The organism is Polaromonas sp., from assembly GCF_012927415.1.
Lineage (GTDB): Bacteria > Pseudomonadota > Gammaproteobacteria > Burkholderiales > Burkholderiaceae_C > Polaromonas.
This window is the reverse complement of sequence record NZ_JABBPF010000099.1, coordinates 1-16,143: the sequence shown is the minus strand read 5'-3', so window position 1 is coordinate 16,143 and position 16,143 is coordinate 1. Positions and strand designations below refer to the sequence as shown.

Genomic DNA, 16,143 nt, shown 5'->3' with positions numbered 1-16,143 from the left:
AGGGCATGAAGGCGCAAAGCCCGTGCCGGGCAACGCTTCAAGTGCTGGCTGAAATCAAGAACCCGCGCCCGGTGGCTTTTGTCAAACAGGCCAATATCAACAACGGCGGACAGCAGCAGGTTAACAACGGATTTCCGTTGGAGGCGATGCCCAGCCCCGCGCCCGCGAAAGAAAGCGAAAGCGAGCAAACCAAACTTTTAGAAGGGATGACCGATGGCAGCACGTACGTGGACGCTGGAACAACGCCAGCGACAAGCAGAGGCAATAAGGCGCTGGAGCCCGTGGAAACAGTCAACCGGACCAAAAAGCGCGGACGGTAAGACCATCGTGTCACGCAATGGGTACAAGGGCGCACGGTGGTTTGAAGTGCGCGAGATGGTCAAGACCATGAACCGAGTTATGCGGGAACAGCGGGATTTGCTCAGATAGTTTTATCCCGCCAAAAAAGACCGCGCCGGGAAACAGGGGGCATAGTGCCATAAAGTAGAGTGAAATAGATGGCCGCGACCGGGACAGGGTGTTTTTATAACGGTAGAAAACGGTGGCAGGGCCGGGTTTTTTTACTTGGAGGATGTATGAAAAAAATAGCTTCAATGATTGCTGCACTTGCGCTGTATGGTTGCGCCTACAACGTCACGCTTATGCCGCGTGATTCCGGGAAAACCTACAGCGGCGAATTCAATAGCAGCGGTACAGGGTCAGGAACTATGTCTGTCAATCTTGACGGGACAACATGCAGCGGCCCAGTTGCCAAGGTTGCATCTGGTGAAACCTTTGGTTTTGCCAATACATACGGCCAAGTTGGAGGGAAGCCCGTAAGCGCCTTTTCTACTATGACAAGCAGCGGAGATGTGACAGTGAAAGCCATCCTAAGCTGTACCAATGGCTCGGGCTTGCGTTGTGACATTACAGGCCGTGGCGCTTCAGCTGGCGGGCTTTGCCTTGACGATAAAGGCAAGGTTTACGACATTCTGGCTATTCGCAAGTAGCCGCCAATGGCACAACAGAACCCGCCGCGTGCGGGTTTTCTTTTGGCTGGTGCTGGTGCTGAAAGGTACAAAAAGCTGTACCGCTGGCTACATAGTGGCTACATGACCACAAAGAGAAAAGGGTTTGCTACTAAATAAATAGCAGCAAACCCTTACATCTATTGGTGCCGGAGAGATGAATCGAACACCCGACCTTCTCATTACGAATGAGCTGCTCTACCGACTGAGCTACACCGGCTTAAGCCTTTAATTATAGCTTGGAGTGGTAGGCGCTTACTCGCTCGACTTCATTTTTGGAGCCCAGCATCACGCTGACGCGTTCGTGCAGTTTGGCGGGCTGAATATCCATGATGCGCTGCCTGCCGTTGGTGGCGGCGCCTCCTGCCTGCTCGATCAGCCAACTCATGGGGTTGGCTTCATACATCAGGCGCAGCTTGCCGGCTTTTTCGGGCTCGCGCTTGTCCCAGGGGTACAGAAACACGCCGCCACGGGTCAGAATGCGGTGTACGTCGGCCACCATGGAGGCAATCCAGCGCATGTTGAAGTTCTTGCCGCGCGGGCCGTCGGTGCCTTGCAGGCACTCGTCGATGTAGCGCTTGACGGGCTCGTCCCAATGCCGCATGTTGCTCATGTTGATGGCAAATTCCTGGGTGTCTGCGGGGATGGTGATGTTTTCTTCGGTCAGCACGAAAGAGCCCTGCTCGCGGTCCAGCGTAAACATGGCCACGCCGTCGCCTACCGTTAACACCAGCGTGGTTTGCGGGCCATAGACGCAATAGCCGGCGGCCACCTGCTGGTTGCCGGCCTGCAAAAAATCGCTTTCTTCGACGGCAGCGTGGCCTTCCAGTTTCTTGAGTACGCTGAAGATGGTGCCAATGCTGACGTTGACGTCGATGTTGCTGGAGCCGTCGAGCGGATCAAACAGCAGCAGGTATTCGCCCTGCGGATAGCGGTTGGGCACCAAGTAGATGTTGTCCATTTCCTCGGACGCCATGGCGGCCAGGTGGCCACCCCATTCGTTGGCCTCGATCAGCACTTCGTTGGCGATGATGTCGAGTTTTTTCTGGACTTCGCCCTGCACGTTTTCGCTGCCTGCGCTGCCCAATATGCTGTTTTCTCCGCCCAGCGCGCCCTTGTTGACGGCCTGGCTGATGCTTTTGCAGGCGCGCGCAACCACTTCTAGCAGCAACCGCAACTCGGGCGGAATGTGGCCGTCGATGCGCTGCTGCTCAACCAGGTAGCGGGTGAGCGATATTTTCTGAGACATGAATGCTTTCTTCAGGGGTTGGGCCGGGCTGGTCAAAAAGGGTTTCGACAAGCGCAGCCTGAACGGGAGATTTCGGCCCGGCCGGTCAACTAGGCGGCCAGCGCCCGCGAGACGACTTCATGCGTATCCTTGCTCAGGTCGGTCCTGGCTGCGATGCGGGAAATCGCTTCGTGCGCAGCGCTCCGGTAAGGCTCGGCCAGCTTGCTCCAGCGGTCCAGCGCGCGTGCCAGCCGGGCGGCGACCTGCGGGTTGATGGCGTCGAGCTCGATCACGCGCTCGCTCCAGAACACGTAGCCAGCCGCATCGAGCCGGTGAAATGCAGCCGGGTTGCCCTGGCAAAAATTGCTGATGACGCTGCGTGCGCGGTTGGGGTTGCGCAGGCTGAAGTCTGCGTGCTTCATGAGCTGCCTGACGGCTGGCAGGATATTGCCGCCGCAGTCGGGCGCGCTGGCTTGCAGGCCCATCCACTTGTCGATGACCAGTGCCTCGTTTTTGAACATGGCATGAAAGCGTGGCAAAGCCTGCGCGGCCAGCGGGAGGCCGCTGGAGACCAACGCGGCGAGGGCGTTGAAGCGGTCGGTCATGTTGCCAGCGTCCTTGAAACGCTGCAAGGTCTTGCCTGGCCATACCGCATCACCGCTGGCGTGGGCGGCCAGGCACAAATGGGTGAGCGCCATGCCGGCAAGTGCGCGGCGGCCGCTCGACAAGGAATCGGGTGAGTAGGCCCCGGTGTCGTGGTTGGCTTCGTAGGCCGCTTCCCAGTCGGTTTTCAGCGTGCTGGCGAGTTGTCGGCGCATGCCTTCGCGCACCGCGTGAATGCGCTGGGGATCGACCACGTCGAGCTGCTCTGCCAGATAGGTTTCAGACGGCAGCGTGAGCACCAGCTCTTTGAAGGCAGAATCAAGCGTCGGGTGGCACAGCACCTGGCACATGGCATCCAGATAAGCATCATCCAGCACGCTGGTCGAGGGCGTATCGGCATTACCAGCTATCGATTTAATAGCATTGACGGCGCGGCTGACGGCCAGACGCTGACCCGCCTCCCAGCGGTTGAAAGGGTCGCTGTCATGTGCCAGCAGGTGTAGCAACTGCGCGTCGGTGTAGTCAAATTCCAGTACCACCGGCGCGGTGAAGCCGCGCAATATGGAGGGCACGGGTTCAGCGTCGAGGTTGACAAAAGTGAACGATTCACTGGCCCGCGTCAGCACCACGATGCGGGTGCCAGCCAGGGCTTGGCCTGGGGCTTCGGCTTCTCCGGCCAGTTGCAGCGGCAGGTCTTTCCCGTCAGCGCCCAGCAGCCCGAGGGCGACCGGTATGACAAATGCTTCCTTGACGGTCTGGGCTTGCCCCGGCGTTGGCGCGCAGCTTTGCGCCAGCGTAAGGGTGTAAGTGCGGCGGGCGGCGTCGTACAGGCCTTGCGCCTGCACCCGCGGTGTGCCGGCCTGGCTGTACCAACGCTTGAACTGCGGCAGCAGGCGCGCCAGATCAGACATCGGATTGGCGTCGGCAATGGCTTGCGCGAAATCGTCGCAGGTCACGGCGTGGCCGTCGTGCCGCTCGAAGTAGAGCCGCATGCCCCCGGCAAAGCCGTCGCGGCCTACCAGTGTCTGCATCATGCGAACGACTTCAGCGCCTTTTTCATAAATCGTGACGGTATAAAAGTTGCTGATTTCGATATAGCTGTCGGGTCGCACCGGGTGCGCCATCGGGCCTGCGTCTTCGGGAAACTGGGCGGTGCGCAGCACGCGCACGTCTTCGATGCGCTTGACGGCTCTAGCTGACGCTTCGCCGCACAGGTCTTGCGAAAACTCCTGGTCGCGGAAAACCGTCAGGCCTTCCTTCAAACTGAGCTGGAACCAGTCACGGCAGGTGATGCGGTTGCCAGTCCAGTTGTGAAAGTATTCGTGGCCGACCACGCTTTCGATGTTGGAAAAATCAGTGTCGGTGGCAGTTGCCTGGTTTGCCAGCACGTACTTGGTGTTGAAGATGTTCAGGCCCTTGTTTTCCATCGCACCCATGTTGAAGTCGCTGGTGGCGACGATCATGAAGCGTTCAAGGTCCAGGCTCAGACCGAAGCGCGCTTCGTCCCAGGCAACCGAATGCATCAGCGAGGTCATCGCGTGTTCGGTCTTGTCGAGGTCACCGGGGCGAACATAGACCTGCAGCAGATGTTCCTTGCCGGCGCGCGATGTGATACGTTGCTCGCGGCTGACCAGCTGGCCGGCCACCAGCGCAAACAGGTAGCTGGGTTTTTTATGCGGGTCTACCCATTTCGCAAAATGCCGCGCGCCGTTCGGGCCGTCGTCGAGCGGGCCGTGCGCCACCAAGTTGCCGTTGGACAGCAGCACCGGGTAGCGTGCCTTGTCGGCGCGAAGCAGCACGCTGTAGCTGGCCATCACGTCGGGGCGGTCCAGGAAATAGGTGATGCGCCTGAAGCCTTCGGCTTCGCATTGCGTGAAAAAGGAGTCGTCGCTCACATACAAGCCCATCAGCTTGGTGTTTTTGGACGGGCAGGTGGTGGTGAAGATTTCCAGCTCAAAGGGCTCGTCGCCAGTTGGCAGGTTTTCCAGCACCAGCTGGCTGCCTTCCATCTTGAAGCTTGTACCCTGGCCGTTGACCAGCACGCGAGCGAGGTTGAGTTCTTCGCCGTCGAGCTTGAGTGGTTGCGCCGGGACATCCGTATTGCGGCGCAGCGTCATCTTGTTCAGTACCCGGGTTTTGGCTGGGTCCAGGTCAAAGCAAAGGTCTACGGTGTCTATCCAGTAGGCGGGGGCTGTGTAGTCAGCGCGGTTGATGGTTATAGCCGGAGCTTGGCCTTCACGAAGCATGGGGATTCTCCAATGGGGTGATAGTCGAATTCATCGCTGATTTTTGCCACGCTGAATGCAGCGCGGTCAGGGGCTGACCGTAGACAGATTCAATCGCTGTAGCCAAATTGTCGCCGCTTCTGAGCTTGATGAGCAGGGCAGAGAAGCCTTCAGGGTCGCGCACCCGCATCCACTGAACAAACATGCCCGATTGCCGATAGAACATTGGCCAGGCCATGCCGTTCAATTGGGGCGGCATGCGCGTCCAGCAACTGTTCTCGTCACTGGCGTGGAAAATCTTACCCTCCTGCATGGCTTGCAGAGCTTCCTGGTGCGTTACCTTTTCTGCACCGCCGCCGTTAGAGACTTCTACCGCCAAGCCCTCAGTCCACCAACGGGGCGTGCAGTGAACGCCATGCTGAAACCAGAACGCGTGAACTAATTCATGCGTGAAAACGGGCAGCAAACGACCTTCCGCCTCAAGCGTCCTGGCCTTGAGTAAAACCAGATTGCCACGTCCGCGCGCCTCGGCCCGGGCTTCTTGGTTGAAGGCGTATTTCAAGTAGCAAGCATCGCTGGCGCAAAGGTAAACCTGCGGTGTGGTTTGCAGTGTGCCGCCAAGTCTGGCTTCGATCTGCTGGATGGTTTGCGCGTAGTTGGCTGCTAGATTTTCTGCATTTGTCTTCGCTTCAGGTTCGTAATGGACCCGCTTATCAGCTTGAAGTGTGTCGAATCCTTGCAGCGGTAAAAGCTCAAGATAGGCGGCTCTGGCCACCGCAGTGCAACCAGTCAGCAGGCTCACCATGGTTACAAAGCAAACCAGTCGGATAGAGCGCAAAAATTGGGGGTTTTTCATGGGCAAGCAACTTGCGCTTCGCTAGCAGGCATCACACGCCCTGTTTGAGCGAAGCCTCGATAAATTGATCCAGATCCCCGTCCAGCACTTTTTGCGTGGCAGAGGTTTCGTAGTTGGTGCGCAAGTCCTTGATGCGGCTGTTGTCCAGCACGTAACTGCGGATCTGGTGACCCCAACCCACGTCCGTTTTGGTGTCTTCGAGTTTTTGCTGCGCTTCCTGCTGCTTGCGCAATTCGAAGTCGTATAGCCGCGAGCGCAGACGTTTCCATGCCACGTCACGGTTGCCGTGTTGCGAACGGCCATCCTGGCACTGCACGACGATGCCGGTCGGCAAGTGGGTCAGGCGCACCGCGGAATCGGTCTTGTTGATGTGCTGGCCGCCCGCGCCAGACGCTCGGTAAGTGTCTACCCGCACATCCGACGGATTGATCTCAATTTCAATCGAGTCGTCGATCTCGGGATAGACAAAAACCGAAGCAAACGAGGTGTGACGCCCGCCAGACGAGTCAAACGGCGACTTGCGGACCAGCCGGTGCACGCCGGTTTCGGTGCGCAACAGGCCAAAGGCGTATTCGCCCTCGATCTTGATGGTCGCGCCCTTGATGCCGGCGGTGTCACCCGGTGATTCGTCTTCAACCGTGGTTTTGAAACCCTTGCGCTCGGCGTATTTGAGGTACTGGCGCAGCAGCATGCTGGCCCAGTCGCAGGCTTCGGTGCCGCCAGCGCCGGCCTGGATGTCGAGGAAGGCGTTCAGCGGATCGGCCGGGTTGTTGAACATCCGGCGAAATTCCATCTTCTCGACCTCAAGGGCGACCTTGACCGCTTCGCCTTCAATGGCGCGCATGCCGGCTTCATCGCTGTCGCTTCTGGACATTTCGAACAACTCGGTGTTGTCGGCCAGCTCGCCGGTCAGCCGGTCCAGGATCAGCACTACGTCTTCGAGCGATTTTTTCTCGCGGCCGAGTTCCTGCGCGCGCTTGGGGTTGTCCCAGACTTTCGGGTCTTCCAGCGCGGCATTGACTTCGTTCAGTTTTCGGGCTTTGGCAGGGTAGTCAAAGATACCCCCGAAGTTCGTTCACCCGATTGCTCAGGTCCTCGATCTGGTTGGCGATAAGGTTGATGTGTTCTGCGTCCATGAGGGTTCAAGCCAGGGTTGTGTGAGCATGTTCCATGTCCACTTCGGTCCGACAAATACTGAACCGCCTTGCCGCGGTGCGCGGGTCTGTTACCGGATGGGAAATGGAGTAACTCTGGATTTTCTCACGGAGCGGCGAGTTTCATATCAGAAAGCCCTCAATCAGGGCCGCCAGCTGCTCCGGCTGGTCATGGTGCAGCATATGGCCCGCGTCGGAAATCACGGCTATCTGCGCGTTGGGCACCTGCTTGAGCCGTTCGTGATATTCGGGGAGCGAGTATTTGCCCGCCCACCACAGACCCATGGAGTCATCAGACGCCTCGATCGCCAGCACGGGCGCGCTGATGCACCGGTAAACCTCAAGCACTTCATCGAGCCGGTAGAGCTGGGCGCTGGTGATCTTGTGGGCTGCGTCGCCCAGAATCCGCCATTTGCCGGCCGCATCGGGACGGGCCCAATGGCTGGCAAGCCAGTGGGCCTTGTCTGGCGTGAGGCGAGGGTTGGTTTTCATCAGCCGCCGGGCGACACCCTCCACATCGTCGTAGGCCTTGAGCGCCAGCTCGCCGCGCTGAAGGCTTTTCAGCTCGTCCATCCACTTGGCATAGCGGGTGGGTGCCTGACTCGGCTGGCTGGCGGGCATGCCAAAGCCCTCCAGGTTGACCAGCTTGCGGATGCGCGCTGGCCGCACGCCGGCATACAGCATGGCGACATTGCCGCCCATGCTGTGGCCGACCAGGTCTATCGCCAGGCCGGGTGCATAGTGGTCCAGCAGAAAGTCAAGGTCGGCAAGATAGTCGGCAAACCAGTAATGGTCTGGTTGGTTGGCGGCGTGACCCGGGATGGTTTTGCCAAAGCCGCGCCAGTCGGGCGCAATGATGGTCCGGCCCGCTGCGAAAGCGTCGGAAAAAGCATCGACCATGAACTGGTAGGACGCCGCCACGTCCATCCAGCCATGCACAAGCAGCAGCGGAGGCAGGGCTGAATCGATGCTGCCGTTCCAGATCTGAACGTGGTAATCGAGTCCGCGTATAGGGACAAACTCGCTGCGAAAGGGGCGTTTTTCTTTGTACATTGGGTAGTCATGATAAGGAGCCTCCAGTTGAAGCGCAGTCAAAACAGCGACAAGTCAGAAAATACCCCGCGCGGCGCAGCCTCGCAAAAGCTGCCCGACGCCTATGCAGCAATGCACGCCGGTTTTCGGTGGCAGGTGGACGACTACTTCAATATCGCCGAGGTCTGTTGCCGCCGCTGGGCCGCGCTGGACAATGGCCAACGCGGCGCTATCAAAAAAATAGCTATCCGTGCCCATGAAACGCCGACGAAAACCCGATTTCACAGCTATCGCGAGTTGCAGCGCGCGGCCGATGCGCTGAGCCACGTCTTGACAGGGCAGGGCGTGCAGCGCGGTGACCGCGTGGCCATCGTCATGCCGCAGCGGTTTGAAACTGCAGTGGCTTACATGGCGGTGTTCCAGATGGGCGCGGTTGCCATGCCGCTGTCGATGCTGTTCGGGCCCGAAGCCCTGGCCTTCCGCCTGCAGGACAGCGAAGCGGTGCTGGCGATTTGCGACGAAACGTCGATTGCCAGCGTAAACGCCGTCAGGGCGCAATGCCGGTCACTGCGCACGCTCGTCGCTGCCGGCGCGGCGACGGGGCAGGGTGACATTGATTACGAAAGCGCGCTGGCTGCGCAGCGACAGGCCTTTACCGCCGTCAAGACCAAGGCCGATGAAGCGGCTGTGCTGATCTACACCAGTGGCACGACCGGGCCGCCCAAGGGTGCGTTGCTTGCACACCGGGCGGTGATTGGCAACTTACCCGGTTTTTGTCTGCAGCCAGAACTGGTTTGGTTTCGATGGCCAAGGCAACCAAGCCTGTGACGCCGTGTTCTGGAGTCCGGCCGATTGGGCCTGGACTGGCGGCCTGATGGATGCCTTGCTGCCCACGCTGTATTTTGGCCGGCCGATAGTCGCCTTCAATGGCCGCTTCAGTCCCGAGCTGGCCTTCAGCCTGCTGGAGGCGCAAGGCGTGACGCACACCTTTTTGTTCCCCACCGCGCTCAAGGCCATGATGAAGGCGTTTCCCCGGCCCCGGGAACGGTTCCAGCTCAAGCTGCAGGGCATGATGAGCGCGGGCGAAGCGGTCGGCGATGCCGTTTTTTCCTACTGCCAGCAGCAGCTCGGCGTGACGGTGAACGAGATGTTTGGCCAGACGGAAATCAACTATGTGGTGGGCAACTGCTCCATGAACCGCCCAAGCGCTGGTGGGAGCGAACGCAGCGCCGGGCTGCCCCAAGCAAGTTCAGCCCTCTCGGGGGGCAGCGCATTACACGAAGTGAAAAGCGTGGGGGCTATTGGATGGCCGGCAAAACCAGGCAGTATGGGAAAAGCCTATCCTGGCCATCAGGTCGCGGTCATTGACGACGAGGGGCGGGAATGCGCCGTTGGCGTGGCCGGCGACGTGGCAGTGAACAGGTTCGATATTCATGGCGATCCGGATCCGATCTTCTTTCTGGGCTACTGGAACAATGACCGCGCAACGCTCGCCAAATTCTCCGGCGACTGGTGCCGAACGGGTGATCTGGCGCGGGTTGACGCCGACGGTTACCTTTGGTACGAAGGCCGTGCAGACGATGTGTTCAAGGCCGCTGGCTACCGTATCGGGCCCGGCGAAATAGAAAACTGCCTGGTCAAGCACCCGGCCGTTGCCAACGCCGCTGTGGTGCCAAAGCCCGACAGGGAGCGCGGTGCCGTGGTCAAGGCCTATGTCGTTCTTGCTCCTGATTTAATAGCTGCTCGTGCCGATAAATCCTGGACCAGAGCCGAATTTGACCTGAAACTTGTGGCTGAGCTGCAAGCGCATGTGAAAAATCTGCTGGCGCCTTATGAGTATCCCAAGGAAATCGAATTCATTGATGCGCTGCCCATGACGACCACCGGCAAAGTGCAGCGCCGCGTGCTGCGGTTGCGGGAAGAAGAGCGCTTCAAAAATACCTGACTTCATCTGACAGGGGAAGAGTCGACGTCCTGCGAAAGCGATGAATGGCGTGCTTGGAGGATGCTTCATTTTGACCGTCTGGGGCGGCAATGGCCGCTGTTCCCTGCGACCTGAGTTTTGGGGCGTCACGAAGTTCGTGATTGCCGCTGCCATGACTCTGCAGCGAAGATCAGGCTTTAATGGGCTATTGCCCGGCAACCATGGGCAAATACCCGTCCGGGTCAGTGAGGGATTGACGGCCCGCCGATTTTCCGGTGCATTGCTGGCCGCTCAGGCACAAAAAAAGCACCCTAAGGTGCTTTTTTATCGGACTTGCAGGGCCGGTATCAACGCGGTGCGGGTTCAGCGACGTAAATCTCCACGCGCCGGTTTTTGGCGCGGCCCTGCACGCTGCTGTTGTCGGCAATCGACTCACGCGAGCCGCGGCCATCGGTGGCGATGCGCTGGGCTGCCACGCCACGACCCACCAGATAGTCACGCGCTGAATTGGCGCGGTCCACCGACAGCGGATTGTTGATGGCATCCGTTCCGGTGGTGTCGGTGTGGCCGATGATGGTCACTGCGGTGATCGGATTCTGGTTCAGACTGGACGCAAATTGTGTCAATACCGGGGCAAAGTTTGATTTGATGGCCGAGCGACCCACGTCAAACGAAACATCGCTCGGAATGTCCAGCTTCAGGCGGTTGTCAGCGGTCTGGCTGACAGCGACGCCGGTGCCGGCCGTGGCTTGTTCCATGGCCGCCTTTTGGTCCTGCATTTTCTTGGACCAGATATAACCTCCGCCGGCGCCCACAGCGCCGCCCAGAATGGCGCCCGTTGCAGCGCCCCTTGAACCGCCCGTCGCCGCACCCAATACTGCGCCGGCAAGTGCGCCTATGCCTGCGCCCTTGGCAGTTCCCTGCTGGGTTTCGCTCATGTTGGCGCATCCTGAAAGACCTGCAAGGGCCAATGCTGCAGCGGCAAGGGAAGTAATGACTGCTTTTTTCATGGAATGCTCCTGTGAATAATCAATTTGAATCTGAAGCGCCGTAAAAGCGTTAAACCCTGATGCTAAACATTGAAAGGGTGAGAAGTTGTAAGACAAGCGCGCGAATTGTGCGCCGGCACAAGCCCTTTGAAGCCTTTAAACTAGGCTGGTCTGAGTTACCTGCCAATGGCTTGATGCAGTTTTGCCAAGCCATTTTCCCAATTTTTATCTCAAATTTTCATGAACAAAGTTCAATTAGGCGCCAGTGATCTGTATGTGACCCCTATTTGCCTGGGCACCATGACCTTTGGCGAACAGGTTGATGAAGCCACGGCACATGCCATCCTGGACCGATCGATGGAGCGCGGAATCAATTTCCTCGACACGGCAGAGATGTATGCGGTGCCCGCGCGTGAAGAGACTTTTGGCGTTACAGAAAAAATAATCGGTAACTGGTTTGCCCGGCATCCCGGTGCACGCGAAAAACTGGTGCTCGCGACAAAGGTCGCAGGCCCGTCGCGCGGCATGCCCTGGGTGCGGGAAGGTAGCGGGATGACGGCCGAAGACATTCTGGCTTCCTGCGAAGCCAGCCTGCGGCGCCTACAGACTGACGTCATTGACCTGTACCAGATTCATTGGCCAGAACGCAGCGTACCCGCCTTCGGTGCGATGTATTACGAGCCGGGCAAAGAGCGTTCGACCACATCGATTCACGAGCAGCTTGAAGTCCTGGGTGCGCTTGTGAAGCAAGGCAAGGTGCGAGCGATTGGCTTGTCCAACGAAACACCCTATGGCGTGCACGAGTTCGTGCGTCTGGCCGGGCAGCACGGCCTGCCAAGCGTAGCCACGGTGCAAAACCCCTATTGCCTGATTAACCGTACCGCCGAAAATGGCCTGGACGAGACCATGCACCGCCTGGGTGTTTCGCTGCTGGCTTATTCGCCGCTGGGTTTTGGCTTGCTGACGGGCAAGTACGACGTGGCGGGCACCGACGGACCCGATACGCCACACGGCGCGCGCATTGCGCGCTATGAGTCCGTGCGCAAGCAGCGCTGGGGCCGCCCCGAGGCGCTGGCCGCGGCGCGGCGCTATAACGCCCTGGCGCGTCAAAACGACCTTACTCCGACGCAACTGGCGCTGGCTTTTTGTTACACCAAATGGCAGGTGGCCAGCACGATCATTGGCGTCACCTCCGTGGCGCAGCTCGACGAAGACATCAACGCCTTCGGAACCAATTTGTCTCCTGAGGTGCTGTCTGAAATTGACAAGATCCGCTGGGAGACCAGGGATCCCGCGCTTTAAGTGGAGCCAGTTGGGGTGGCAGCGGGCGGGGCTTTTTCAAGCCTGGTTTTCGGCTTTGCTACGCCTCGTTTGAAAGCGGGAAGGATTGAAAGAGTGACCATGGCCAAGAGAGAACACGTTTCTGAAACGCCGGCCACGCAATTGCTCAGGTCGCATCAGGTTGGCTTCACCGAACACCCCTATGAATATCTGGCGCATGGCGGCGCGCTGCACAGTGCCGAAGTGCTGGGTTTTGATTCTTTTACGGTCGTCAAGACGCTGGTCATGCAAGACCAGGATGCCAGGCCCTTGCTGGTGCTGATGCACGGCAACCGTAAGGTTTCCACCAAAAATCTGGCGCGCCAGATTGGCGCGAAATCAGTCGAACCCTGCAAGCCCGAGGTGGCCAATCGTCACAGTGGTTATCTGGTCGGCGGCACGTCGCCGTTTGGCACGCGTAAAACCATGCCGGTTTACATCGAGGAAAGCATTCTGGCGCTACCAGAAATAGCCATCAATGGCGGCAGGCGGGGGTATCTGCTCAGGCTTGATCCGCAGGTGTGTGTGACGCTGCTGGGGGCAAAACCGGTACAGTGCGCCTTGATCGAATGACCCGAATAACTCGAACAACATAAATAAAGGGAGATGACTTTGGAATACGCCTACTCGGCCGGCGCAACGCTGCTGGCCTACCTGCTCGGGTCGCTGTCATTTGCAGTCATTGTGAGCCGGGTCCTGGGACTGAAAGACCCGCGCAGCTTTGGCAGCAAAAACCCGGGTGCAACCAACGTGCTGCGTTCGGGCAGCAAGGTGGCCGCGGTGGCAACCCTGTTGCTCGACGGCCTGAAAGGCTGGCTGCCGGTGATGCTGGTGAAGTGGTTTGGTGGCGATTACGGCCTGGGCGACGGCACGGTTGCGACCGTGGGACTGGCTGCCTTTCTGGGGCATTTGTATCCAGTTTTTTTCCAGTTCAAGGGAGGCAAGGGCGTAGCGACGGCGGCCGGCGTGTTGCTTGGCGTCAGCTGGGTTTTGGGCCTGGCCACGTTGGCGACCTGGTTGATCGTCGCCTTTTTTTCGCGTTATTCCTCGCTGGCGTCTCTCGCGGCTGCAGTTTTTGCGCCGATGTTTTACTTGCTGGGTGACCGGGCGGCCTGGTATGTGGACAAAAGCATCGTCATCGCCTTGATTGCCATCAGTGCACTGCTGGTATATCGCCACCGCGAGAACATCAACAAGCTGCTCAAGGGCACCGAATCAAAACTCGGCGCTTCGAAGCAGGGCGGGAAAAAACCGGGTTGAGGAAGCAAGGGTCAGGGGTTGGTCAAGCATCAATAACGCTTGTCCAGCGTCATCAGGTTGTTTTCACGCCTCATCTGAAAGCGCGTCAGAAAGCTGTTGCCCAGCAGCAAAAAGGGCATGGGCTGCGGCGTTACTACCGCCTCTACGTCGTACACGTCCACCTCTCCCACGCGGACCGAAGTGAGCATGATGCGGTAACCCACGGAATCGCCGTTGGCGGTGGACATGCGAACGCGCTGCCCGGTTTTGTAGCTGATGCCCGCGCGGTCAGCGTCCAGCGTGCTCATGGCGATCGTGGTTGCGCCTGTATCGACCATGAACTGCACAGCGCGGCCATTGATCTGCCCGGCCGTCATGAAGTGACCGCCACCGCTTTCGGTGAGCACGATCCGCGTACCCCGCCCGCCGCCGCTGCCGCCCATGCTGACGGGTGCTTCGCCGACGCGTAGCGTCTGACGTTTGCCCGACTGCTCGATCACCGCCTGGTCGCCAGAGGTGGAAATGAGCTTGACGCCCAGGTGCGTCTCTCCTGCCGCAACGGTTTTTGGCGCCGTGCCATCGACCACCAGCAGCGCCCTGCTGCCCATCATGCCGGCGAGGGCGACACTTTCGGCCTGCGCGCCAGCCGGAAGCCATGCCAGCACCAGCAGCAAGAGAGAGGCGAAAAAGCTACGGCAGTTCAACGCCGGCAGGGGCTGCGGAACCGGCTTTGCCGGGCCGCAGGCGGAACGGTTCGCGCTGCGGGCAGCGCAGTGCTCGAAGCGACAAGCATGGGAACTCACTCAGTCCCTGAAGTTGTCGAAGCTCAACGGAAGATCCTTGATCTCCGCGCGAATCAGCGCCATGGCCGCCTGCAGGTCGTCACGCTTGGCACCGGTCACGCGGACTTTGCCTTCCTGAATGGCGGCCTGCACCTTCATCTTGTTGCCCTTGATGAGCTGCTGGATTTTTTTGGCTTGTTCGGTTTCAATGCCGTCGCGCACCTTGGTGACCTGCTTGACCTTGTCGCCGCCGATTTTTTCGACCTTGCCAATGTCCAGAAAGCGCACGTCAACGCCGGCCTTGGTAAGCTTGTTGCGCAGGATGTCGTGGATCTGGTCAATCTGGAAATCACCGTCGCCAATCAGGGTGATCTCCTTGTCTTTCAGTTCAATTGAGGCGGCTGTGCCCTTGAAGTCAAAGCGGGTGCCGATTTCCTTGGCTGAGTTTTCTACGGCGTTTTTGACCTTGACCAGATCGGTTTCAAGAACAGTATCGAAGGAGGGCATGGTGTTGATTTCCAGAAAAAAGGGTGTGACACGAGGTGAGACAATCTTGAGATGTTAGTCGAGAAAAACGTCCCGCTCCAGTCCTCCAACAGCTTCGGTATCGTGGCCAAGGCGCTCAGCCTGATCCGGATCGGCAGCGAAGCCGATATTGCCGCCGTGCTGCAGGACCCGGCTTTGCACGCTGTGCCCAAGTTCGTCCTGGGCGGCGGCAGCAACATCGTGCTGACCGGGGATGTCAAGCCGCTGGTGCTCAAGGTGGAGATCATGGGCACGCGCCTTGTCAGCGAGACTACCAAGGCGTGGGTGGTCGAGGCCGGCGCTGGTGAAAACTGGCACGAGCTGGTGACCTGGACCTTGCAAAATGGCTACCCCGGCCTTGAAAACCTGGCTTTGATTCCGGGTACGGTGGGCGCCTCCCCGGTGCAAAACATCGGTGCTTATGGCGTGGAACTCCAAGACCGTTTTGACTCCCTCGATGCGGTTGACCTGACGACCGGCCGGAACTTTACGCTTAATGCCGCGCAGTGCGCGTTTGGCTACCGCGATTCGGTGTTCAAACACGCCAGCACGCCGGCCAGCTTCGGTTCGCCGGGTTTTGGCCTCGCTGACAAGGCGCTAATTACCCGGGTGCGCTTTTCACTGCCGAAACTGTGGAAACCCGTGCTGGGTTATGCGGATATTGAAAAAAAGAGGGTGGCGTCCAGCATTCATGAGCCTGATGCGCTACAAATTTATGAGTGGATTTGCGAGATTCGTCGCGCCAAGCTGCCTGACCCGAAGCTCATCGGCAATGCCGGCAGCTTCTTCAAAAATCCCACCGTCTCGCTGGAGCAATGTGCCGACATCATCCAGCGCGAGCCCAAAATTGTTCATTACCGCCTGGCTGACGGCTCGGTCAAGCTGGCGGCGGGCTGGTTGATAGACGCCTGCGGCTGGAGGGGCAAGTCCATCGGCAATGCCGGTGTTTATGACAAACAGGCACTGGTGCTGGTCAACCGCGGCGGTACAAGCAGCCCAGTCACCGGGGGCGAGGTGATGACACTTGCCAAGGCGATCCAGACCAGTGTCTATGAGCTTTTCGGTATTCTGCTGCAACCGGAACCGGTAGTGGTTTGAAGTTCGACATACGCTAAAACTGCTCTACATTTTGGAGCGGTTTGTACATGCGAAATTTAGGCCAGAGGCTAATCTAAGCCATTCAAATCGGGTTTGACGAGTTGAGCCCGTCGGAACGCTGGGCGTTTTTTTACGCACTTTAACGCGACTTAACGCTGGAC

General features: G+C 58.9%; 13 protein-coding genes, 1 tRNA gene and 2 pseudogenes. 7 read left to right on the top strand and 9 right to left on the bottom strand.

Features of this window, described 5'->3' with window-relative positions:
* Positions 1-320 (top strand): annotated as a pseudogene (locus HHJ19_RS10160) (hypothetical protein); the annotation flags it as partial.
* Positions 321-575: 255 nt separating this feature from the next.
* Positions 576-989 (top strand): hypothetical protein, encoded by a 414-nt coding sequence (locus HHJ19_RS10155; protein WP_296906747.1) that lies wholly within the window; start codon positions 576-578, stop codon positions 987-989.
* Positions 990-1,151: 162 nt separating this feature from the next.
* Here the strand turns inward: HHJ19_RS10155 and HHJ19_RS10150 are convergent.
* The 6 genes from HHJ19_RS10150 to HHJ19_RS10125 form a co-directional block, all read right to left on the bottom strand.
* Positions 1,152-1,227, bottom strand: a tRNA-Thr gene (locus HHJ19_RS10150).
* Positions 1,228-1,239: 12 nt separating this feature from the next.
* A complete protein-coding gene (locus HHJ19_RS10145) occupies positions 1,240-2,256 on the bottom strand; it encodes a class 1 fructose-bisphosphatase (protein WP_296906745.1) in 1,017 nt (338 codons plus the stop codon).
* Positions 2,257-2,345: 89 nt separating this feature from the next.
* Positions 2,346-5,084 carry an aminopeptidase N gene (gene pepN / locus HHJ19_RS10140; RefSeq protein WP_296906742.1) on the bottom strand — a complete coding sequence of 913 codons (2,739 nt, stop codon included), beginning with the start codon at positions 5,082-5,084 and terminating at the stop codon, positions 2,346-2,348.
* A complete protein-coding gene (locus tag HHJ19_RS10135; protein WP_296906740.1) occupies positions 5,074-5,919 on the bottom strand; it encodes a hypothetical protein in 846 nt (281 codons plus the stop codon). The genes pepN and HHJ19_RS10135 overlap by 11 nt, the downstream gene beginning before the upstream one ends.
* Before the next feature lie 31 nt (positions 5,920-5,950).
* A protein-coding gene (gene prfB / locus HHJ19_RS10130) for a peptide chain release factor 2 (protein WP_296906738.1) occupies positions 5,951-7,055 on the bottom strand; the annotation gives its coding sequence in 2 pieces (ribosomal slippage) (positions 5,951-6,973 and positions 6,975-7,055; 1,104 coding nt in all).
* 141 nt (positions 7,056-7,196) lie between these two features.
* Positions 7,197-8,126, bottom strand: coding sequence for an alpha/beta hydrolase (locus tag HHJ19_RS10125; RefSeq protein WP_296906736.1), 930 nt, complete (start codon positions 8,124-8,126; stop codon positions 7,197-7,199).
* Between the two features lie 111 nt (positions 8,127-8,237).
* Here HHJ19_RS10125 and HHJ19_RS10120 point away from each other — a divergent pair.
* Positions 8,238-10,050 (top strand): annotated as a pseudogene (locus HHJ19_RS10120) (AMP-binding protein).
* Between the two features lie 326 nt (positions 10,051-10,376).
* Here the strand turns inward: HHJ19_RS10120 and HHJ19_RS10115 are convergent.
* Positions 10,377-11,039 (bottom strand): OmpA family protein, encoded by a 663-nt coding sequence (locus tag HHJ19_RS10115; protein ID WP_296906734.1) that lies wholly within the window; start codon positions 11,037-11,039, stop codon positions 10,377-10,379.
* Between the two features lie 219 nt (positions 11,040-11,258).
* On the opposite strand from HHJ19_RS10115, the gene HHJ19_RS10110 reads away from it, so the two are divergent.
* The 3 genes from HHJ19_RS10110 to plsY all read left to right on the top strand — a co-directional run bounded on the left by HHJ19_RS10110 (position 11,259) and on the right by plsY (position 13,598).
* Positions 11,259-12,320: an aldo/keto reductase gene (locus HHJ19_RS10110; protein WP_296906731.1), complete on the top strand. Its 1,062-nt coding sequence runs from the start codon at positions 11,259-11,261 to the stop codon at positions 12,318-12,320.
* Positions 12,321-12,419: 99 nt separating this feature from the next.
* Positions 12,420-12,911 (top strand): aminoacyl-tRNA deacylase, encoded by a 492-nt coding sequence (locus HHJ19_RS10105; protein ID WP_296906730.1) that lies wholly within the window; start codon positions 12,420-12,422, stop codon positions 12,909-12,911.
* A 39-nt stretch (positions 12,912-12,950) separates the two neighbouring features.
* Entirely contained in the window at positions 12,951-13,598 is a 648-nt protein-coding gene (gene plsY / locus HHJ19_RS10100; protein ID WP_296906728.1) for a glycerol-3-phosphate 1-O-acyltransferase PlsY, read from the top strand.
* A gap of 29 nt (positions 13,599-13,627) precedes the next feature.
* Here plsY and HHJ19_RS10095 read toward each other — a convergent pair whose 3' ends face one another.
* Both HHJ19_RS10095 and HHJ19_RS10090 read right to left on the bottom strand, forming a co-directional pair.
* Positions 13,628-14,188, bottom strand: a complete 561-nt coding sequence (locus HHJ19_RS10095) for a retropepsin-like aspartic protease (protein WP_296906749.1) — start codon at positions 14,186-14,188, stop codon at positions 13,628-13,630.
* A 192-nt stretch (positions 14,189-14,380) separates the two neighbouring features.
* Positions 14,381-14,866, bottom strand: coding sequence for a YajQ family cyclic di-GMP-binding protein (locus HHJ19_RS10090; protein WP_296906726.1), 486 nt, complete (start codon positions 14,864-14,866; stop codon positions 14,381-14,383).
* A gap of 51 nt (positions 14,867-14,917) precedes the next feature.
* On the opposite strand from HHJ19_RS10090, the gene murB reads away from it, so the two are divergent.
* Positions 14,918-15,982 carry a UDP-N-acetylmuramate dehydrogenase gene (gene murB / locus HHJ19_RS10085; RefSeq protein WP_296906723.1) on the top strand — a complete coding sequence of 355 codons (1,065 nt, stop codon included), beginning with the start codon at positions 14,918-14,920 and terminating at the stop codon, positions 15,980-15,982.
* Positions 15,983-16,143: the final 161 nt, after the last annotated feature.